This window comes from Streptomyces candidus, from assembly GCF_014207445.1.
Taxonomy (GTDB): Bacteria; Actinomycetota; Actinomycetes; order Streptomycetales; family Streptomycetaceae; genus Streptomyces; species Streptomyces candidus.
This window is the reverse complement of the sequence record NZ_JACHEM010000010.1, coordinates 1-16,034: the sequence shown is the minus strand read 5'-3', so window position 1 is coordinate 16,034 and position 16,034 is coordinate 1. Positions and strand designations below refer to the sequence as shown.

Sequence of the window (16,034 nt, the reverse complement as noted above, 5' to 3'; positions counted from 1 at the left end):
CGTCGGCGCCGGGGGCCGCTCAGCTTTCCGGGTGCACCCAGGGGTTCGGCCTGCACTTCTTCGCGCCCGTGTCCAGCGTCTTGGTCTGCTGCATCATCACGGGAGCGAGCGCGCCGTCCTCGGTGCACGACTTGTGGCCGTATCCGAGCCGGTGCCCGACCTCGTGATTGATCAGCATCTGCCGGTACGCGAAGAGTCGTCCGTCTCCGAAGGTCGGCGAACCGGCGGCCCAGCGGAAACCGTTGATCATGATCCGTTCGGTGATGGCGGAATCGCAGGAGACGTTCTGCGAGAGCGTCTCAAGGCCCGACTTCAGGCACCAGGCGTTGGTGGTGACCGGGGTGGCGAGCGTCACCACGAAGTCCACTTTTCCGCCTGCCCTGCGGTCGAACGCCATGTCTCCGTCCCCTGCCCAGCTCCTTTTGTCGTTCAGGGTCCTCTGCACGGCTTCGGCGAAGAACTTTCCGTCGAGCCCGACGTCCTTCTCGACGTCCACGCGGTACGTCTTCCTGACGAGCGCCTTGCCGGGCCCCTGGTCCTCGCCGGGGACGGTGTCGAACGCGTTCGGCCCGGCCTGGTCCGGGGCCATCGGCAGCTTCTGCGCCATGCGGTGCTCGTACGTCGCCGGGACCGCCGGCGCGACCTCTCCGGTTCCGCCGTGCGGCGTCGGACGGTCCTGGTTGCGGGATGCGCCGCTCTCCGCGGCGAACTTCCGCTCGCCCGGGCTCGGGGCCGCCGCTTCCTGCGCGCCGCCGTCGGGCTGCTGTCCGGCCACCACCGCGGCGAGCGCCACGGTCATGGCGGCTGCGGTCAGCCCGGTGGCGACGCGGCCGCGGTGGCGCTCGGCGCGCGGGCGTGCGGCGCGGTCCGCTGAGGAGCCGGGTGCGGTGCGGCCGTCGTCGACGGCGGCCTCGTCGTCCGGGCCGGTGACGGCGTCGTGCGGTTTCCGGGCGTCCGGGTGGGGCGCGAGGGCTTCCTGGGGCTGCGTGTGCGGCCCGGTGCCGGGCTCCTCGAAGGCCTCCACGAAGTCCCGGCGCGGCCCGGCGTGGGGCGTACCCCCGACGCGCTGCCCGGGAACCCGCACCGCCCCACCGAGCCCCGTCGGGGGCTGCTGGGCCGGCGCGAACGCCGTCGCCGTACGGGGTGCGCCGACCCAGTCGCCGTAGCGCGCGCCGCCGGTGTCCGTAGCGGTGCCGGGCGGACCCTGGCGGCCCCAGCCGCCCCCGGCCTCACGCTGTTCGGGGTGCCCGCTCCGCACGGAGGGCTGTGTCTGCCCGAAGGACTGCGGCTGCGGAAAGGACCGCGGCCTCGGGTACGTCTCCCCGTGCGGGCAGGTCTCCTCCCGGGGGTACGTCTCCCCCGACGGGTACGCCTGTCCCTGCGGTTGTGCCTGCGGTCCGCCGGCCAGGTGGTGCGGCCGGAAGCGCGGCACGGCCCCCGTGTCGCCCTGACGGCGTCGTCCCTCCCCGGGCGCGGCACTCGCGCCTCCGGAGGGGTCGGCGCCCCCGGGTATGCCAGGGGTCTCCTCGGCACCCTGCGGTGCGGCACCTCGACGGCTGTGGCGTCCCACTCGGCGGATCAGCTCCTACGCGTTTTCACATCTGCGGCGGCAGTCTGCGGCGACTGCCTGTGTGCCTGCCCGTGCATCGTGCCGGTCTGCGGCGTCGGGCCGCGGTGTCAGCCCTCGGCGTCCGCGGCGGAGGCCTCTCCCGTCCCCATCAGCCCCAGGAACGCCTCCGCGACCGTCTCGGGGTACTCCATCATCGCCACATGCCCGGCATCCGGAAGGGTCAGGAGACGGGAATCGCGAAACGCCGCCGATGCCCTGCGGGCCATCCGGAAGCCGACGAGGCGGTCCCGCCCGCCGTACACCAGCAGGGTGGGTGCCAGCACCCGCTCCGCCTGCCGCCACAGTCCGTGCTGGCCACCGAGGGTGTACGCGTTGACGATGCCCCGCGCGGAACGCGTCATCGCGTCCCAGAAGTACGGCAGCTGCAGCCGGCGTTCCATCTCGTCGACGGCCGCCCGGAATCCCTCCGGCGTGACGCGGGTGGGGTCGCCGTAGCAGAGCCCGGTCACCCCGCGCGTGCGCATCTCCGCCGTCCAGTCCCGGCTGAGCTTCGCGAACAGTCCCGCCACCCCCGGCACCGCGAGCAGTGCGGTGGGCACGGCGCCGCGCTGCACCCGGATCTCCGGCAGCGCGGGCGAGACCAGCGTCAGGGTCCGCACCAGGTCGGGCCGCACGGCGGCGACGCGCGTGGCGACGGCCCCGCCCAGCGAGTTCCCGAACAGGTGCACGGGGCCGCGCCCGCTCGCGTCGAGGTAACGGATCACGGCGCGCGTGTGCGCGGTGATCGAGTAGTTGCCGTCGTCCGGTGGCGGCGAGTCCCCGAAGCCCGGCAGATCGAGTGCCTCGCTCTCGACGACGCCGTCCAGGAGGGACATCAGCGCGGACCAGTTCTGCGAGGACCCGCCGAGGCCGTGCACGTACAGCGCGGGCGGCAGACCCGTGCGGGACGGCGGCCTCGACCGCACGTTCAGCGTCAGCCCCGGCAGGGTGACGGAGCGCAGTTCCTCCCCCTCCGCGACCTTGACGGTACTGACCCGCGGCATCGGGGCGGCTGCTGCGGCATCGGTTTGCGGCAGCTCGGTCGAAGACATGCCGCAATGTTACGAGACGATCACGCGGGGGCTCATGTGTTCGCCGTCACAGACCGCGTCGCGCACGCCCCCTCCTGCTCCTACGCTCGAAACAGGGCGTGCGCCGCATGAGGCGCCGCACGCCGGAAAGGCGGAACACCATGACTGTGGACCCGACCGACCCGGACACCTTCGAGACGGACGAGACGATCGTCCTCGCCGACTCCCCGGAAGCTCCGGAGGCAGACGCCGCCGAGCAGCACACCGACGTACAGCCCGACGGAGACCCCCCTGTGACCAGCGCCGATTCCGATTCCGCGAACGAGGCGGACATCGCCGAACAGAATCTCGCCGTGCCCGTGGACGAGGACGAGTACCGCTGACAGTGCCGCCCGTTCCGCTCAGGGGGACGGCGCGCGCCCACCCGTCACTGCCCGGGAGCGCCCTTCCCGCGGTGTCCGCTCCGTGAAATTCTGCGTTCGCACCGCGCACGGCAGGGTTACTCAAAAGTACGATGGCGGTCGCGGCGCACACCACACGGAACAGCCGTGCGGTGAGAGGTTGCGTGAACTTGAAAGACATGGGAGGCGGCGTGACAGCCACCGAGCAAACAGAGGCGGCACGCCCACGAGGCACCCGTCTGCCGCGCCGGGCCCGACGCAACCAACTCCTGGGTGCCGCTCAGGAGGTGTTCGTCGCACAGGGTTACCACGCGGCCGCGATGGACGACATCGCCGAACGCGCGGGCGTGAGCAAGCCCGTGCTCTACCAGCACTTCCCCGGCAAGCTCGACCTCTACCTGGCCCTGCTCGACCAGCACTGCGAGTCGCTGCTGCAGGCGGTGCGCACCGCTCTGGCCTCGACCACCGAGAACAAGCAGCGGGTCGCCGCCACGATGGACGCCTACTTCGCGTACGTGCAGGACGAGGGCGGCGCGTTCCGCCTGGTGTTCGAGTCGGACCTGACGAACGAACCGGCCGTGCGCGAACGCGTGGACCGGGTCTCGCTCCAGTGCGCGGAGGCCATCAGCGAGGTGATCGCCGAGGACACCGGACTGTCCAAGGACGAGTCGATGATGCTGGCCGTGGGTCTGGGCGGGGTCTCGCAGGTGGTGGCCCGTTACTGGCTGTCCAGCGGCTCCACGATTCCGCGCGAGACGGCCGTGCAGCTCCTCACGTCGCTGGCCTGGCGCGGCATCGCGGGCTTCCCCCTGCACGGCACGGACCAGCATTAGAGGGCCGCGAACCGGCACCCGGGCGGCGCCGTCGGCCCGTGTTCGCTCCCGGCGTTGTCCCGCGACGCCGATCATGTCCCCGTACCGGGCTAATGTGTCTGAACGTACGGCGCGGCGACCGCGCCGCCCAGATCGTCGGAGGGACATAGCCGTGGAGGTCAAGATCGGCGTGCAGCACGCACCCCGGGAGATCGTTCTGGAGAGCGGGCAGTCTGCCGAGGAGGTCGAGCGCGCCGTGGCCGACGCGCTGGCCGGCAAGGCACAGCTGCTCAGCCTGAACGACGACAAGGGCCGCAAGGTCCTCGTACCGGCGGACCGGATCGCCTACGTGGAGATCGGCGAGCCGGCGCAGCGTCGGGTGGGCTTCGGCGCCCTCTAGAACGCGCAGTCAGCAGTACGCGAAAGGCCCGGCGGGATCCTCCCGCCGGGCCTTTCGCGTCTGCCCGCGCACGTCGCCGCTGCCGTTGTCCGGCCGTCCGTTCGTATGCCCGCGAGGCCGGGGAGGGTTGCATTCCGCACCCTCCGGGTAGGACGGGCTGTGACCCACTTGCCCGCGTCACAGTGCAGGAGGTAACCGCGTTGATCTGGGAAGCTCTCGGTTCCGTCGTCCTGGGACTCGCTCTGGCCTGGGCCGCCGACTCCCGGCTGTCCGACCGCCTGCCGTCCCGCTCGCGCGTGCTCACGGCGGGACTTGTCGGTGCCCTCTTCGGCGCCTATCTGACGCACATGGCGGTCGGCCCCGGCCATCCGCTCGCCACCCTGCTCGGTGCGGGCGCGGTGGGCGCCGTGACGCTCTCCCTGCTGCTGCGGCCCAGCGGTCCGCCGCGCCGCGTCCGCCGCAGGTCGGCGGCGGCGTAGCCCTCGGGCTGCGCCGCCGTCCCCGTACGGTCGGCTAGGCGGCCAGCCCCAGCGCCGCCATCCGCTTGGTGTGCGCCTCGGTGATACGGGAGAACATCCGGCCGACCTCGGCGAGGTCGAAGCCGTCGGCCACCCCGCCCACCAGCATCGTGGAGAGCGAGTCGCGTTCGGCGACCACGCGCTGCGCCTGCGACAGGGCCTCGCCCATCAGCCGCCGCGCCCACAGCGCGAGCCGTCCGCCGACGCGCGGGTCGGCCTCGATGGCGGCACGCACGTTCTCCACGGCGAAGTTTCCGTGGCCGGTGTCGTCGAGGACGGCCAGCACCAGCGAGCGGGTGTCGGTGTCCAGGCGGGCGGCGACCTCACGGTAGAAGTCGCTGGCGATCGAGTCGCCGACGTACGCCTTGACCAGGCCCTCCAGCCAGTCGGAGGGAGCGGTCAGGTGGTGGAAGTCGTCCAGTGCCTTCGCGAAGGGCTCCATGGCGGCGGTCGGCTCGACGTCGATGTCCGCGAGACGGTTGCGCAGTCGCTCGAAGTGGTGGAATTCGGCGGAGGCCATCTTCGCCAGCGCCGCCTTGTCGCCCAGGGTGGGGGCGAGCTTGGCGTCCTCGGCGAGCCGCTCGAAGGCCGCCAGCTCTCCGTACGCGAGGGCCCCGAGCAGGTCGACGACGGCGGCCCGGTAGGTGGGCTCGGCGGAGGCCGTGCCCCAGTCCTGGTCGGCGATCGAGAGGGGGGCGGGGGCGGTGTCGGCGGGGTTGTCCTTGGCGGTGTCAGGCGTCTCCATAAAACGCACAATAGCCCGCCAGGAAGAAGGAGTAAGGGGCTGGTCAGGGTGCACGCCCCCCACCACCGCCCCACCATTCCTACGAATTCACCCAACACACATGCGCGAATCCGGGGTACAGTGGTAATGCGCTTGCTGAGCATTCACGCCGTCCGCACTCAGGTTCGGCCGTACACACGAAGGTGTGTACGAACTCTCCGCAAGCCATCCTAATGAGGATGCCCGGTCGGTGGCCCGATCGGCTCCGACCCGACAGCCCTCCGGGCGGCACGGTGCACACGCACCACCGCGAGCGAGGGAACCCTCAGCGGCACGAGCGCTAGAGCAACGGCAGTGGTCCCGCGCCACCCGGTCCTCCCAAGGCCGGATGAAACCCCCAGGCACGGTACGACCCCCGTTGTTCGCCTTGAGTCGCGTCTCACAGAAGAGGCAGCACCCTGACTACGTTCCGAGACCTCGGCATTCTTTCCGAGACGGCCGAAGCCCTTGAGGCAGTCGGCATCACGTCCCCCTTCCCCATCCAGGAGATGACGCTCCCGGTCGCCCTCGCGGGCAGCGACGTCATCGGCCAGGCCAAGACCGGCACGGGCAAGACCCTCGGTTTCGGCCTCCCGCTCCTTGAGCGCGTCACCGTCCCCGCGGACGTCGAGGCCGGCCGGGCCGAGACCGGGAGGCTGACCGACGCCCCGCAGGCGCTCGTCGTCGTCCCCACCCGCGAGCTGTGCCAGCAGGTCACCAACGACCTCCTGACCGCGGGCAAGGTCCGCAACGTGCGCGTCCTGGCGATCTACGGCGGCCGCGCGTACGAGCCCCAGGTCGAAGCCCTCAAGAAGGGCGTCGACATCATCGTCGGCACCCCGGGGCGCCTGCTCGACCTCGCGGGACAGAAGAAGCTCGACCTGTCGCACATCCGCGCGCTCGTCCTCGACGAGGCCGACGAGATGCTCGACCTCGGCTTCCTGCCCGACGTCGAGAAGATCATGAAGATGCTGCCGCCGAAGCGTCAGACCATGCTCTTCTCCGCGACGATGCCCGGCGCCGTCATCGGCCTGGCCCGCAAGTACATGTCGCAGCCCACGCACATCAGCGCCACCTCGCCGGACGACGAGGGCGCGACCGTCAAGAACATCACGCAGCACGTCTTCCGCGCGCACAACATGGACAAGCCGGAGCTGGTCTCCCGCATCCTCCAGGCCGACGGCCGCGGACTCGCGATGATCTTCTGCCGTACGAAGCGCACCGCCGCCGACATCGCCGACCAGCTGGAGAAGCGCGGCTTCGCCTCCGGCGCGGTCCACGGCGACCTCGGTCAGGGCGCCCGCGAGCAGGCGCTCCGCGCCTTCCGCAACGGCAAGGTCGACGTACTGGTCTGCACCGACGTCGCCGCCCGCGGCATCGACGTCGAGGGCGTCACGCACGTCATCAACTACCAGACCCCTGAGGACGAGAAGACCTACCTCCACCGGGTCGGCCGCACCGGGCGCGCAGGCGCCAAGGGCATCGCCGTCACCCTCGTGGACTGGGACGACATCCCGCGCTGGAAGCTCATCAACAAGGCGCTGGACCTTCCCTTCGACGAGCCGGAGGAGACGTACTCCACGTCCCCCCATCTCTACGAGATCCTCTCCATCCCGACCGGCACCAAGGGCATACTGCCCCGGGCCGACCGCACCCGCGCCGGACTGCGCGCGGAAGAGGTCGAGGACCTGGGCGAGACGGGCGGCCGCGGACGCAAGCCCGCCGCCGCTCCGGCACCGGTCGAGGAACTCCCCGAGCGCACCCGTACGCCGCGCCAGCGCCGCCGCACCCGCAACGGCTCGGACCTCGGGGACGCCGCCGCCGTGACCCCCGCAGCCGAGTCGGCCCCGGAGCCGGCCGCCGAGGAGTCCGCTCCCCCCTCCGACGGTACGGAGCCGCGCACGCCGCGTCGCCGCCGCCGGACCCGGGCCACGACGGGCAGCGCCACGGCCGTCATCGAGACGCCCGCCGCCACGGAGGCTCCGGCAGCCGAGGCGACCGCTCCCCCGCTGGACGAGGCGCCGGCAGCCGCTCCCCGGACGCCGCGCACCCGTACGCGCAAGCCGGCGAAGGCCGACCCCGAGGCAGCATCGACCTCGACCTCGACCTCGGAGGCCTCCGCCTCCACGCCCGCACCGGCTCCGGCCGCCGCGGCCAGGCCGACCCGCTCGCGGGCCCCCCGGGGCAGGACCCCCTCGCCGGTCGTCGACGCGTCCGCCGAGGTCTACCAGGCCCCGGCCCGGCCGCGACTGAAGCGCCCCGTCCGGGCACGCGTCTCGGCCGAGCCCGAGGTCGACTTCCAGATGGCGCCGATGTCGGAGCCCGAGCCGGTCCAGCCGCGCCGCCGTCCCGCCACGCGCACGGCCTCCAAGCCGAAGACGGAGAAGTCCGCCGTCAAGAAGAGCGAGCCCGCCGCCTCCGCCGAGGGCGAGTCGAAGCCGCGTCGTCGGCGGACGGTGCGGCGGGGGGCTTCGCAGCCGGAGAGCTGACCGGGCTCTCGGCCTGCGGGCTCGCATCGCTTGCGTATCGCCGGATGGCCCCGGCCTCCCTCTGAGGGGAGGCCGGGGCCATCGGCGTGGCGGGGGAGGGATGGAGTACGGAAGGGCCCGCGTCGGGCGGCGCCCGCTGTCCAGGGAGCTGGCGCGGGCGCGTGGGGAGGGGCGGATGTAGCCTCGGCGCATGAGTAGGCCGCACACTTTCGTCCCGCCGCCCGGCACCCGTCCCCTCGCCCTGCGCACCGGGCGCGGCACCTTCGCCGCCCTCGAAGCCGAGCCCGTCGCCCGCCCGGCGACCGGCACCGCCCTCCTCCTCCCCGGCTTCACCGGCAGCAAGGAGGACTTCATCGCGATGCTGGTCCCCCTCGCCCGCGCCGGCTACCGCGTCGTCGCCGTGGACGGCCGCGGCCAGTACGAGTCCGAGGGCCCCCGGGACGACCAATCCCCGTACACGCAGGGCGAGTTGGCTCACGACGTGCTCGCCCAGGCGGCGTCGCTCTCGGGGTCGGGCGACCGCGGCCCCCTGCACCTCGTCGGTCACTCCCTCGGCGGCCAGATCGCCCGCGCGGCCGTCCTCCTGGACCCGTCGCCCTTCCGGTCGCTGACCCTCGTGTCGTCCGGCCCGGCCGAGGTGGACTCCGGTCAGCAGCAGAAGGTCGCGCTGCTTGCGCAGGCCCTCACCGTGCTGCCCATGGAAGAGGTCTGGGACGCGATGCAGGCCATGGAGCCTCCCGTGCCCGCGCCGGAGGAGACCGCCACCGAGGGCAGGAACCCGCAGCACGAGGAGGCGCTTCGACGGCGCTGGCTGCGGCACAGCCCCGCCCAGCTGATCGCGACCGGCCACCAGCTCACCACCGAGCCCGACCGCGTCGCCGCGCTCCGGGACACCGGGCTCCCCCTGCACGTCGTCTCCGGCACGGTCGACGACACCTGGCCGGTCCCGCTGCTCGACGACATGGCGGTACGCCTCGGCGCCCACCGCACGGTGATCAAAGGGGCGGGCCACTCGCCCAACACCGATCGCCCAGATGACACCGCACGGGCACTGGCCGAGTTCTGGGACCGGCACCCCGGCGCCTAGTGCCCGCTCCGGACGGTGCCGCCCGCCACGTACCGCGACCGCGGGCTAGTACTGCGACTGGAGGTGCTGCCAGAACCCGTCCCGCAGCGACCGGCGCAGGTCGGAGTGCCCGCGCAGGGAGCGCTGGAGCATGCGCTCGGCCTCGACCAGGAGTTCCTGGTCGACCGGTCCGGGCAGATACGGGCGGCCCGGCAGCAGTTCGCCGAGCTCCTGGCGTCCGCGTTCCCCGAGCCACTTCGCCGCGATCTGCGCGCCCAGGAAACGCACGTCCTCGCGCTTGGGCGTCGGGCCGTTCTCCTGCTCGTACGTGGTGACCGGGCGCCGGGTCACGTACGGCTTGCAGAAGTCCAGGTCGAAGGTGCGCTGGCTGTCGACCTCCCAGAGCAGCGGCTCGGCCTGGTTGCGTCCCTCACCCGCCTCGATGCCCCAGAGGTGGACGCGCGCCCCGTACCCCTGGGCAGCCTCGACCGCCGAGACGAGGTCCTCGTCGCCGCCGACGAGGGCCGCGTCGCTGATGGCGCGGTGCCGGGCGAGCGACTCCAGGTCGGTGCGGATCAGGGAGTCGACGCCCTTCTGCTGGTTGTTGGCGTTGAGGTTGCCCAGGCGGACCTTGACGTCGGGGAGTTCGGCGATGGACTGCTGCTCGGTGGTGTGAATACGGCGCCTGGCACCGTCGTACCAGTAGAGGCGCAGCAGCCGGCTGTCGGCGAAGATGATGCGGGCCTTGTCGATGAAGGCCTCGATCAGGCCGCCCGCGTCGAGGTCGAAGGAGCGCCGGTCCTCGGTCCCCGTGACCAGCAGGCCCGCCGCCGCGTACACGTATCCGGCGTCGACGAAGATCGCGTGGGTCGAAGGGGTCTTGGCGACCTCCGCGAGCATGCGGGTGAGCAGCTCGTTGGTGCGGTCCAGGCGGGCGGAGATCCTGGCGAGGTCAGTGGGGCCCGAAGGCTGTGCGTCGTCCATACGGGACCCATTGTCCGGGGCGCGGGACGCCCCGCACAACCGGCACCCGAGAGGTGCCCGGCCCCTGCCCGGCACGCCCTCGGCGCGTACCCGACCGGCCGGTAGTTAGCCTCGCGAAAATTTTCCTTAGCGTAGGGAATCTTTTTCGGGGGAGGCTCGTTGTACCCCTATGGAACGCGCGGGCTCCTCAGCCACGCGCGCCCCGTACATTCACCACAGTTCTCCAGCAGGAGGATCAGACGAAGGGAGAAGCGCGTGCGCTTCGAAATCATGCGCCTGGACGACGTCGACGGCACTGCCGTGGACAGCACCGTCGTGGACGCCGCCTCCGTCAACCGGATCGTGCAGCAGGCCGCTTCCATCGGCCAGCGCATCTACATCCGCCCGGCCGACTCCTCGGCCTCGTAACACCGACGATGCACCACCGATGATGCAGCGACGACGATGTAGTGATGGCGACTCAGTGACGACGACTCGGCGATGACGAGTCAGTGACGACGAAAGCGCCCCCGTGCAGATGTGCACGGGGGCGCTTTGCGTTGCGTCCGGGGCTCACGCGGTCCCGGGTCTGTCACGTTCCCTGGACGACCTGGGTGATGCCGTTGATGATCTGCTGCACGGCCAGGGCGGAGAGCATCATGCCCGCCAGCCTGGTCACCAGCACCACACCACCCTCCTTGATCACTCGGATGATCACCAGCGAGAAGCGCATCACCAGCCACAGCACCACGTGCATCGCGACGATCGCCGCCCAGACCGAGATCTGACCGCTCACGCCGTGGTTGTGCTGGACGGCGAGGATGACGGAGACGATCGCGCCCGGCCCGGCGAGCAGTGGCATGCCCAGCGGCACAAGAGCGACGTTGACGTCCTTGGTCTGGGTCGGCTCCTCGTTCTTGCCGGTGAGCAGGTCGAGCGCGATGAGCAGCAGGAGCAGCCCGCCCGCGATCATCAGCGCGGGGATGGAGACGTGCAGGTAGTCGAGGATCTGCTGGCCGACGACGCCGAAGACGGCGATCACGCCGAAGGCGACGGCCACCGCCTGCCAGGCCATCCGGCGCTGCACCTTGGCGGGACGGCCGGAGGTCAGACCGAGGAAGATCGGAGTGATCCCAGGGGGGTCCATAATCACGAAAAGCGTGAGAAAGAGGGATCCGAAAACGGCAAAGTCGAACACAGTGAGGCCTTGCAGGAGAGGGCCGTACCGGCGCGCGGCAGGGCGCGCGGGCACGACTCGTTGCGGAACAGGGGGGTGTTTTCCCGTACGGAACCGGAGAGCGCCGTGGGTGTACGGGGGTGGGGGGCCCGGTGGTTCAGGCGCGCGGGCGTCCACCCGCGCCGGGCACCGGGAAGGCGCCGGTCGCACGCCGGGTGATCTCGCCGTAGACGTCGGGGTGCGTGGTGTACTCCCCGAGGCGCACGGTCTTGCGGCTGCCGTGGTAGTCGCTGGACCCGGTGACGAGCAGGCCGTACTCCGCGGCGAAGGCACGCAGCCTCGCGCGGTCGGACGCGTCGTGGTCCATGTGGTCGACCTCGATGCCGTCGAGCCCGGCGGCCGCCAGTTCGGCTATCGCGGTGAGCGGGACGGTGTCGCCGCGCTTGGCGGCGCCGGGGTGCGCGAAGACGGTGACGCCACCGGCGGCCTTGACCAGCCGGATGGCGGTGAAGGGGTCCAGTTCGTGCTTGTCGACGTACGCCCGGCCGTCGTTGGCCAGCCACTCGGACGTGAAGGCGTCGGAGACGGTCTCCACGACGCCCAGCTCGACGAGGGCCTCGGCGATGTGCGGACGGCCGAGGGAGGCGTCGCCCGCGATGGCGGCGACCCTGGACCACTCGATCGGCACGCCGAGCTGCTGGAGTTTGGTGACCATGCCCTGGGCACGCGGCACCCGGTCGTCCCTGACCAGCTCCCGCTCGCGGGCGAACTCGGGCTCGTCGGGGTCGAAGAGGTACGCCAGCATGTGCATGCCGACGCCGTCGATTCGGCAGGACAGCTCGGCGCCGGTCACGAGGGTGAGGCCCTCGGGCAGCGCCTCCAGTGCCTCCGCGTGGCCGCGCACCGAGTCGTGGTCGGTGAGGGCGACGACGTCCAGACCGGCGGCGCGCGCGTTGCGGACCAGCTCGGCGGGGGTGTCCGTGCCGTCGGACGCCGTGGAGTGGGTGTGCAGGTCGATGCGCACGACGCGGACTCCAGGGGCGGGACGGGCAGAAGGGACGAGGTCAAGGGTAACGGGGATTCGAACGGGCTCTGTGCCGGGCGGCGGCCGGGGGGCGGGGGGGGACGGGGGCGGCGGGTGGGCCCGCTCGGCGGCGGGCTCGGGTACGCCCTTGGGACGGCGGGGCGGGCGGGGGGCGACGGCCGGGGGGCGGGACCGCGGAGGCAGGACTGAGGGCGGGGGCGGGGTCCGCCGAGGCAGGGCCGGCGCGGGGGCGGGGCCGGCAGAGTGCGGCGTTCGCAGGGGGCCGCACCTTGCCCACCCGTGCCGCCCCTCTGCCCAAGGGGGGCGTTGGGGAGACGCGCGCCTCTGCCCAGGGGGCTCAAGTTGGCGGAGGCCTGCCCGGAGGGCTTACGTCAGCAGGCGGGGGGAGAGGGCGCCGCAGGGGAGCAGTTCCACTTCTGCGCCCGCGTCGCGCAGGTCCGTCAGGACCAGTTCGTCGTACATCAGCAGCCCCGACTGTTCGGGCCACACGATCGCCCAGAGCCACAGTCCCCGGGCCTCCCCCGCGAAGACCGCGCGGTCCGCCGGCGTGTCGGCAACGTGCCAGAGCGGCGTGGGCCGGCCGGCCGCGAGAACCTTGGTGACCGGTGGCTTCTCCATCGCGATGTGCGGGCCGGGGTCGGGGCCGTCGATACCGGCGTACCTGGCTCCCAGCCCGACGCCCAGTTCCTCCGCCACGAGCAGGAGTTCGCCGAAACCGCCGAGCGGACCGGGGCCGGAGCACGCGACCGCCGTCGCCCGTCCACCGGTGCGGTCGTCACCCGCGTACGCGATCCCGCTGAACAGCCAGCCCACGGGCAGTGGCCACGGCATCCACACCGGCACCCGCGCCCGGTTCACGGCGACGGCGAGCGCCTCGACGCTCGGCGGCAGCACGGGTTGGAGCGGGTACACGTCCTGGTGCACGGAACATTGCCAGGTCTCGGCGAACAGACCGGGCGCCCTGACCCGGCCTCCGCACTTCGGGCAACTGGGTTCGCCCCTCATAGCGCCCAACAGTCCTCCCCGGTCGACGCCGCGTCAAGGACGATCACCCAGCCGGCGCACGCCGCTTCCCGACGCTCCTCCGATCTCTCCCCACCGCTCCCTCCGGCCAAAACCAGACGCGGCCCGCATTAACCGGTCGGCCGCGCGTCGCCGTGGCCGGTGCGCACCGGCGGCAGGCACACACAGGCGGTACGCACACACGGGCCGGGACGGGCGCACCACCGGCCGGGCCCCTTGCGGTACGTACGCACGGGGGCGAATTCCGGTCGGCTTTCCGTGCCGATTCCCGGCCCGCGAACCTCCCGCGGGCCCCGGGTCAGTCCAGCGGCACGCCCGCGCGCAACGGATCGCGCAGGTCCGTCCCGTACGACAGCCAGCGTTCCTGGAGTTCCTGCGCACCCTTGACCCGCTTCCACGCGGCCTCGTTGGCGGTCATCGGCAGCAGCGGCAGGAAGCGCACGGGGTCAAGGGGTTCGTCCAGTTCCAGGTCCTCGACCAGTCCCCCGCTCTCCGCCACCAGTACGGAGCTGAACGGCGCCCCCGGCCACAGCGGCCCGCCCACGTCCAGCGACGCGCCGGGAGCCACGATCAGACCCTCCACCTGCGGGGACGCCGCCAGGACCGCGAGCGGGCGGAGCACCTTGTCGGTGTCGGCGAGCCCGGCCCGCACGGAGAGCACCAGCTCGGCGCGCGGTCCCTTCACAGGGTCGGCGAGGGCGGCCGTCGGGTCGGTCATCGGGGCCGCGGACATGCCGAGGGTGGCGTAGCGGACGACGTCGCCGTCCACGAAACGCAGCACTTCGATGCGGTCCGTGCCGAGGAACGTGACCGCGGCGCGCGCGTCCGGTTCGCCGAGGGCCGACCGCAGTCGGGCTTCTACCAGCGCAAGTACATCTCCCATGGTCCGCGAGCATAGGCCGCGTATGGAAAGGGCAAAGGCGCGGCTCGGCGGGGCTTGACACCGGAGGCGGCTGGTAACCTGGGCCGCTGGTCGGGGCGAGCCCCAGGGCGCTGAGGCGTCGCTCGTCGGCCCCGACGACACGTCGTCCCTCACGGGGGACCGGCCGGAGGAGGTGGGACTGCGGTGGATCGAAGTCGACCCGGTAGTACCAACCGCTCTTCCGCAACGCCTCCGCCCCACGCGCTGCTCGCGCCACTCGCGGTCTGAGGCTTCGTACCCGGCCCTTTGTGCACCGAAACACTCGGTCCCCAGAGCGTCTCGCACGACGGAAGAGCACGTCACCGTTACCTGCTTTGCCTGATCCGTGTCCGAGCGAACGCCGTCACCGCGTGCTCGCGGTGCCGCCCGCTTTGCCGACGTGCACATCCGTCACCGCGCCGTGACGCCGCACGTCTCCATTCCGGGCTGTGCCACCTTCCGCCGACGGCTTCTCCGTGAAGGAGCCCGCCATGTCGATGATCCGTGACCTGCGCGCAGTGGTCCGCCCGTCGCTGCGCAAGAGCCCGACCGTCTATGCCAACTACGACGCCACTCGCGACCACTCGGCCTCCAGCGCCGTGGTCGACTGCGCCGTGTACCGCGACGGCCGCCGCATGAAGGAGTGCACCACTCCGCACGAGGCGATGGTCCGCGTGCGGGAGTCCGGCGGCTTCGCGTGGATCGGCCTGCACGAGCCCACGGAGGCTGAATTCGCCGGTATCGCCGCCGAGTTCGGGCTGCACCCGCTGGCCGTCGAGGACGCCGTGCACGCGCACCAGCGGCCGAAGCTGGAGCGCTACGACGACACCCTGTTCACCGTCTTCAAGACCATCCACTACGTGGAGCACACCGAACTGACCGCCACCAGCGAGGTCGTGGAGACCGGCGAGGTCATGTGCTTCACCGGCCGGGACTTCGTGATCACCGTCCGGCACGGCGGCAAGGGCTCGCTGCGCACCCTGCGCCACCGCCTCCAGGACGACCCGGAGCTGCTCGCCAAGGGGCCTTCGGCCGTCCTGCACTCCATCGCCGACCACGTCGTCGACGGGTACATCGCGGTCGCCTCGGCCGTCCAGGACGACATCGACGAGGTCGAGATCGACGTCTTCTCCGCTCCGGCGAAGGGCAGTTCGCGCGGCGCCGACGCGGGCCGCATCTACCAGCTGAAGCGCGAAGTCCTCGAATTCAAGCGGGCGGTGGCCCCGCTGCTGCGCCCGATGCAGCAGCTCAGCGAGCGGCCGATGCGCCTGATCGACCCCGACATCCAGAAGTACTTCCGCGACGTGGCCGACCACCTCGCCCGCGTCCACGAGCAGGTCGTCGGCTTCGACGAGCTCCTCAACTCCATCCTCCAGGCCAACCTGGCGCAGGCGACGGTCGCCCAGAACGAGGACATGCGCAAGATCACCTCGTGGGCGGCGATCATCGCCGTCCCCACGATGATCTGCGGCGTGTACGGCATGAACTTCGACCACATGCCGGAGACGCACTGGCGGTACGGATACCCCACGGTGATCGGCGGGATCGTGGTGGTCTGTCTGACCATCCACCGCCTGCTGAAGCGGAACGGGTGGCTCTAGAGGTACGGGGGCTGCGGGAGTACGGACGGCCGCGGGGAGTGCGTGCGGCCGCAGGGGTACGGGACGGGCCCGCCGCGGGGCCGGGGGCCTAGATGAATGAGTCCGATGTTTGTGCTGGTCGCGACCATGGCGAAGGGCGTCCGTTGGTCAGTGTGTGAAGACAGACCTGGACGCCCTTCTGGCGGCACTGTACGTGTTCATCGATGACCATGTGGCGCCTTGTCGCCGGATCGGG

General features: G+C 71.7%; 16 protein-coding genes. 8 read left to right on the top strand and 8 right to left on the bottom strand.

Features of this window, described 5'->3' with window-relative positions:
• Nucleotides 1-19: 19 nt before the first annotated feature.
• Nucleotides 20-1,258 (bottom strand): DUF3152 domain-containing protein, encoded by a 1,239-nt coding sequence (locus HNQ79_RS34545; RefSeq protein WP_229923703.1) that lies wholly within the window; start codon nt 1,256-1,258, stop codon nt 20-22.
• Between the two features lie 419 nt (nt 1,259-1,677).
• Nucleotides 1,678-2,661, bottom strand: coding sequence for an alpha/beta fold hydrolase (locus HNQ79_RS19330; protein WP_185032751.1), 984 nt, complete (start codon nt 2,659-2,661; stop codon nt 1,678-1,680).
• A gap of 140 nt (nt 2,662-2,801) precedes the next feature.
• On the opposite strand from HNQ79_RS19330, the gene HNQ79_RS19325 reads away from it, so the two are divergent.
• From HNQ79_RS19325 to HNQ79_RS19310, 4 genes are all read left to right on the top strand, one after another.
• Nucleotides 2,802-3,023 carry an Rv3202a family protein gene (locus tag HNQ79_RS19325; protein WP_185032749.1) on the top strand — a complete coding sequence of 74 codons (222 nt, stop codon included), beginning with the start codon at nt 2,802-2,804 and terminating at the stop codon, nt 3,021-3,023.
• A gap of 209 nt (nt 3,024-3,232) precedes the next feature.
• Entirely contained in the window at nt 3,233-3,874 is a 642-nt protein-coding gene (locus tag HNQ79_RS19320) for a TetR/AcrR family transcriptional regulator (protein ID WP_185032747.1), read from the top strand.
• 151 nt (nt 3,875-4,025) lie between these two features.
• Entirely contained in the window at nt 4,026-4,253 is a 228-nt protein-coding gene (locus HNQ79_RS19315) for a DUF3107 domain-containing protein (protein ID WP_185032745.1), read from the top strand.
• Nucleotides 4,254-4,453: 200 nt separating this feature from the next.
• Nucleotides 4,454-4,732: a hypothetical protein gene (locus tag HNQ79_RS19310; RefSeq protein WP_185032743.1), complete on the top strand. Its 279-nt coding sequence runs from the start codon at nt 4,454-4,456 to the stop codon at nt 4,730-4,732.
• Nucleotides 4,733-4,766: 34 nt separating this feature from the next.
• Here the strand turns inward: HNQ79_RS19310 and HNQ79_RS19305 are convergent, their stop codons facing one another.
• A complete protein-coding gene (locus HNQ79_RS19305; RefSeq protein WP_185032741.1) occupies nt 4,767-5,516 on the bottom strand; it encodes a ferritin-like fold-containing protein in 750 nt (249 codons plus the stop codon).
• Nucleotides 5,517-6,043: 527 nt separating this feature from the next.
• Between HNQ79_RS19305 and HNQ79_RS19300 the strand changes: the two genes are divergently transcribed.
• Both HNQ79_RS19300 and HNQ79_RS19295 read left to right on the top strand, forming a co-directional pair.
• Nucleotides 6,044-8,023 (top strand): DEAD/DEAH box helicase, encoded by a 1,980-nt coding sequence (locus HNQ79_RS19300; protein WP_229923702.1) that lies wholly within the window; start codon nt 6,044-6,046, stop codon nt 8,021-8,023.
• Nucleotides 8,024-8,213: 190 nt separating this feature from the next.
• Nucleotides 8,214-9,110 carry an alpha/beta fold hydrolase gene (locus tag HNQ79_RS19295; RefSeq protein ID WP_185032739.1) on the top strand — a complete coding sequence of 299 codons (897 nt, stop codon included), beginning with the start codon at nt 8,214-8,216 and terminating at the stop codon, nt 9,108-9,110.
• A 45-nt stretch (nt 9,111-9,155) separates the two neighbouring features.
• Here HNQ79_RS19295 and HNQ79_RS19290 read toward each other — a convergent pair whose 3' ends face one another.
• On the bottom strand, nt 9,156-10,073 hold the full coding sequence (locus HNQ79_RS19290) for an NYN domain-containing protein (RefSeq protein WP_185032737.1): 918 nt from the start codon (nt 10,071-10,073) through the stop codon (nt 9,156-9,158).
• 255 nt (nt 10,074-10,328) lie between these two features.
• Between HNQ79_RS19290 and HNQ79_RS19285 the strand changes: the two genes are divergently transcribed.
• Complete coding sequence (locus HNQ79_RS19285; protein ID WP_185032735.1) at nt 10,329-10,481, top strand: DUF8834 family protein; 153 nt, start codon at nt 10,329-10,331, stop codon at nt 10,479-10,481.
• A 163-nt stretch (nt 10,482-10,644) separates the two neighbouring features.
• Here HNQ79_RS19285 and HNQ79_RS19280 read toward each other — a convergent pair whose 3' ends face one another.
• The 4 genes from HNQ79_RS19280 to HNQ79_RS19265 all read right to left on the bottom strand — a co-directional run bounded on the left by HNQ79_RS19280 (nt 10,645) and on the right by HNQ79_RS19265 (nt 14,180).
• On the bottom strand, nt 10,645-11,250 hold the full coding sequence (locus tag HNQ79_RS19280; protein WP_185032733.1) for a MarC family protein: 606 nt from the start codon (nt 11,248-11,250) through the stop codon (nt 10,645-10,647).
• A 136-nt stretch (nt 11,251-11,386) separates the two neighbouring features.
• Nucleotides 11,387-12,253 carry a PHP domain-containing protein gene (locus tag HNQ79_RS19275; RefSeq protein WP_185032731.1) on the bottom strand — a complete coding sequence of 289 codons (867 nt, stop codon included), beginning with the start codon at nt 12,251-12,253 and terminating at the stop codon, nt 11,387-11,389.
• A gap of 387 nt (nt 12,254-12,640) precedes the next feature.
• Nucleotides 12,641-13,279: a DUF6758 family protein gene (locus HNQ79_RS19270; protein ID WP_185032729.1), complete on the bottom strand. Its 639-nt coding sequence runs from the start codon at nt 13,277-13,279 to the stop codon at nt 12,641-12,643.
• A 316-nt stretch (nt 13,280-13,595) separates the two neighbouring features.
• Nucleotides 13,596-14,180 carry a suppressor of fused domain protein gene (locus tag HNQ79_RS19265; protein WP_185032727.1) on the bottom strand — a complete coding sequence of 195 codons (585 nt, stop codon included), beginning with the start codon at nt 14,178-14,180 and terminating at the stop codon, nt 13,596-13,598.
• 509 nt (nt 14,181-14,689) lie between these two features.
• Here HNQ79_RS19265 and HNQ79_RS19260 point away from each other — a divergent pair.
• A complete protein-coding gene (locus HNQ79_RS19260) occupies nt 14,690-15,799 on the top strand; it encodes a magnesium and cobalt transport protein CorA (RefSeq protein WP_185032725.1) in 1,110 nt (369 codons plus the stop codon).
• The last annotated feature ends 235 nt before the right edge of the window (nt 15,800-16,034 follow it).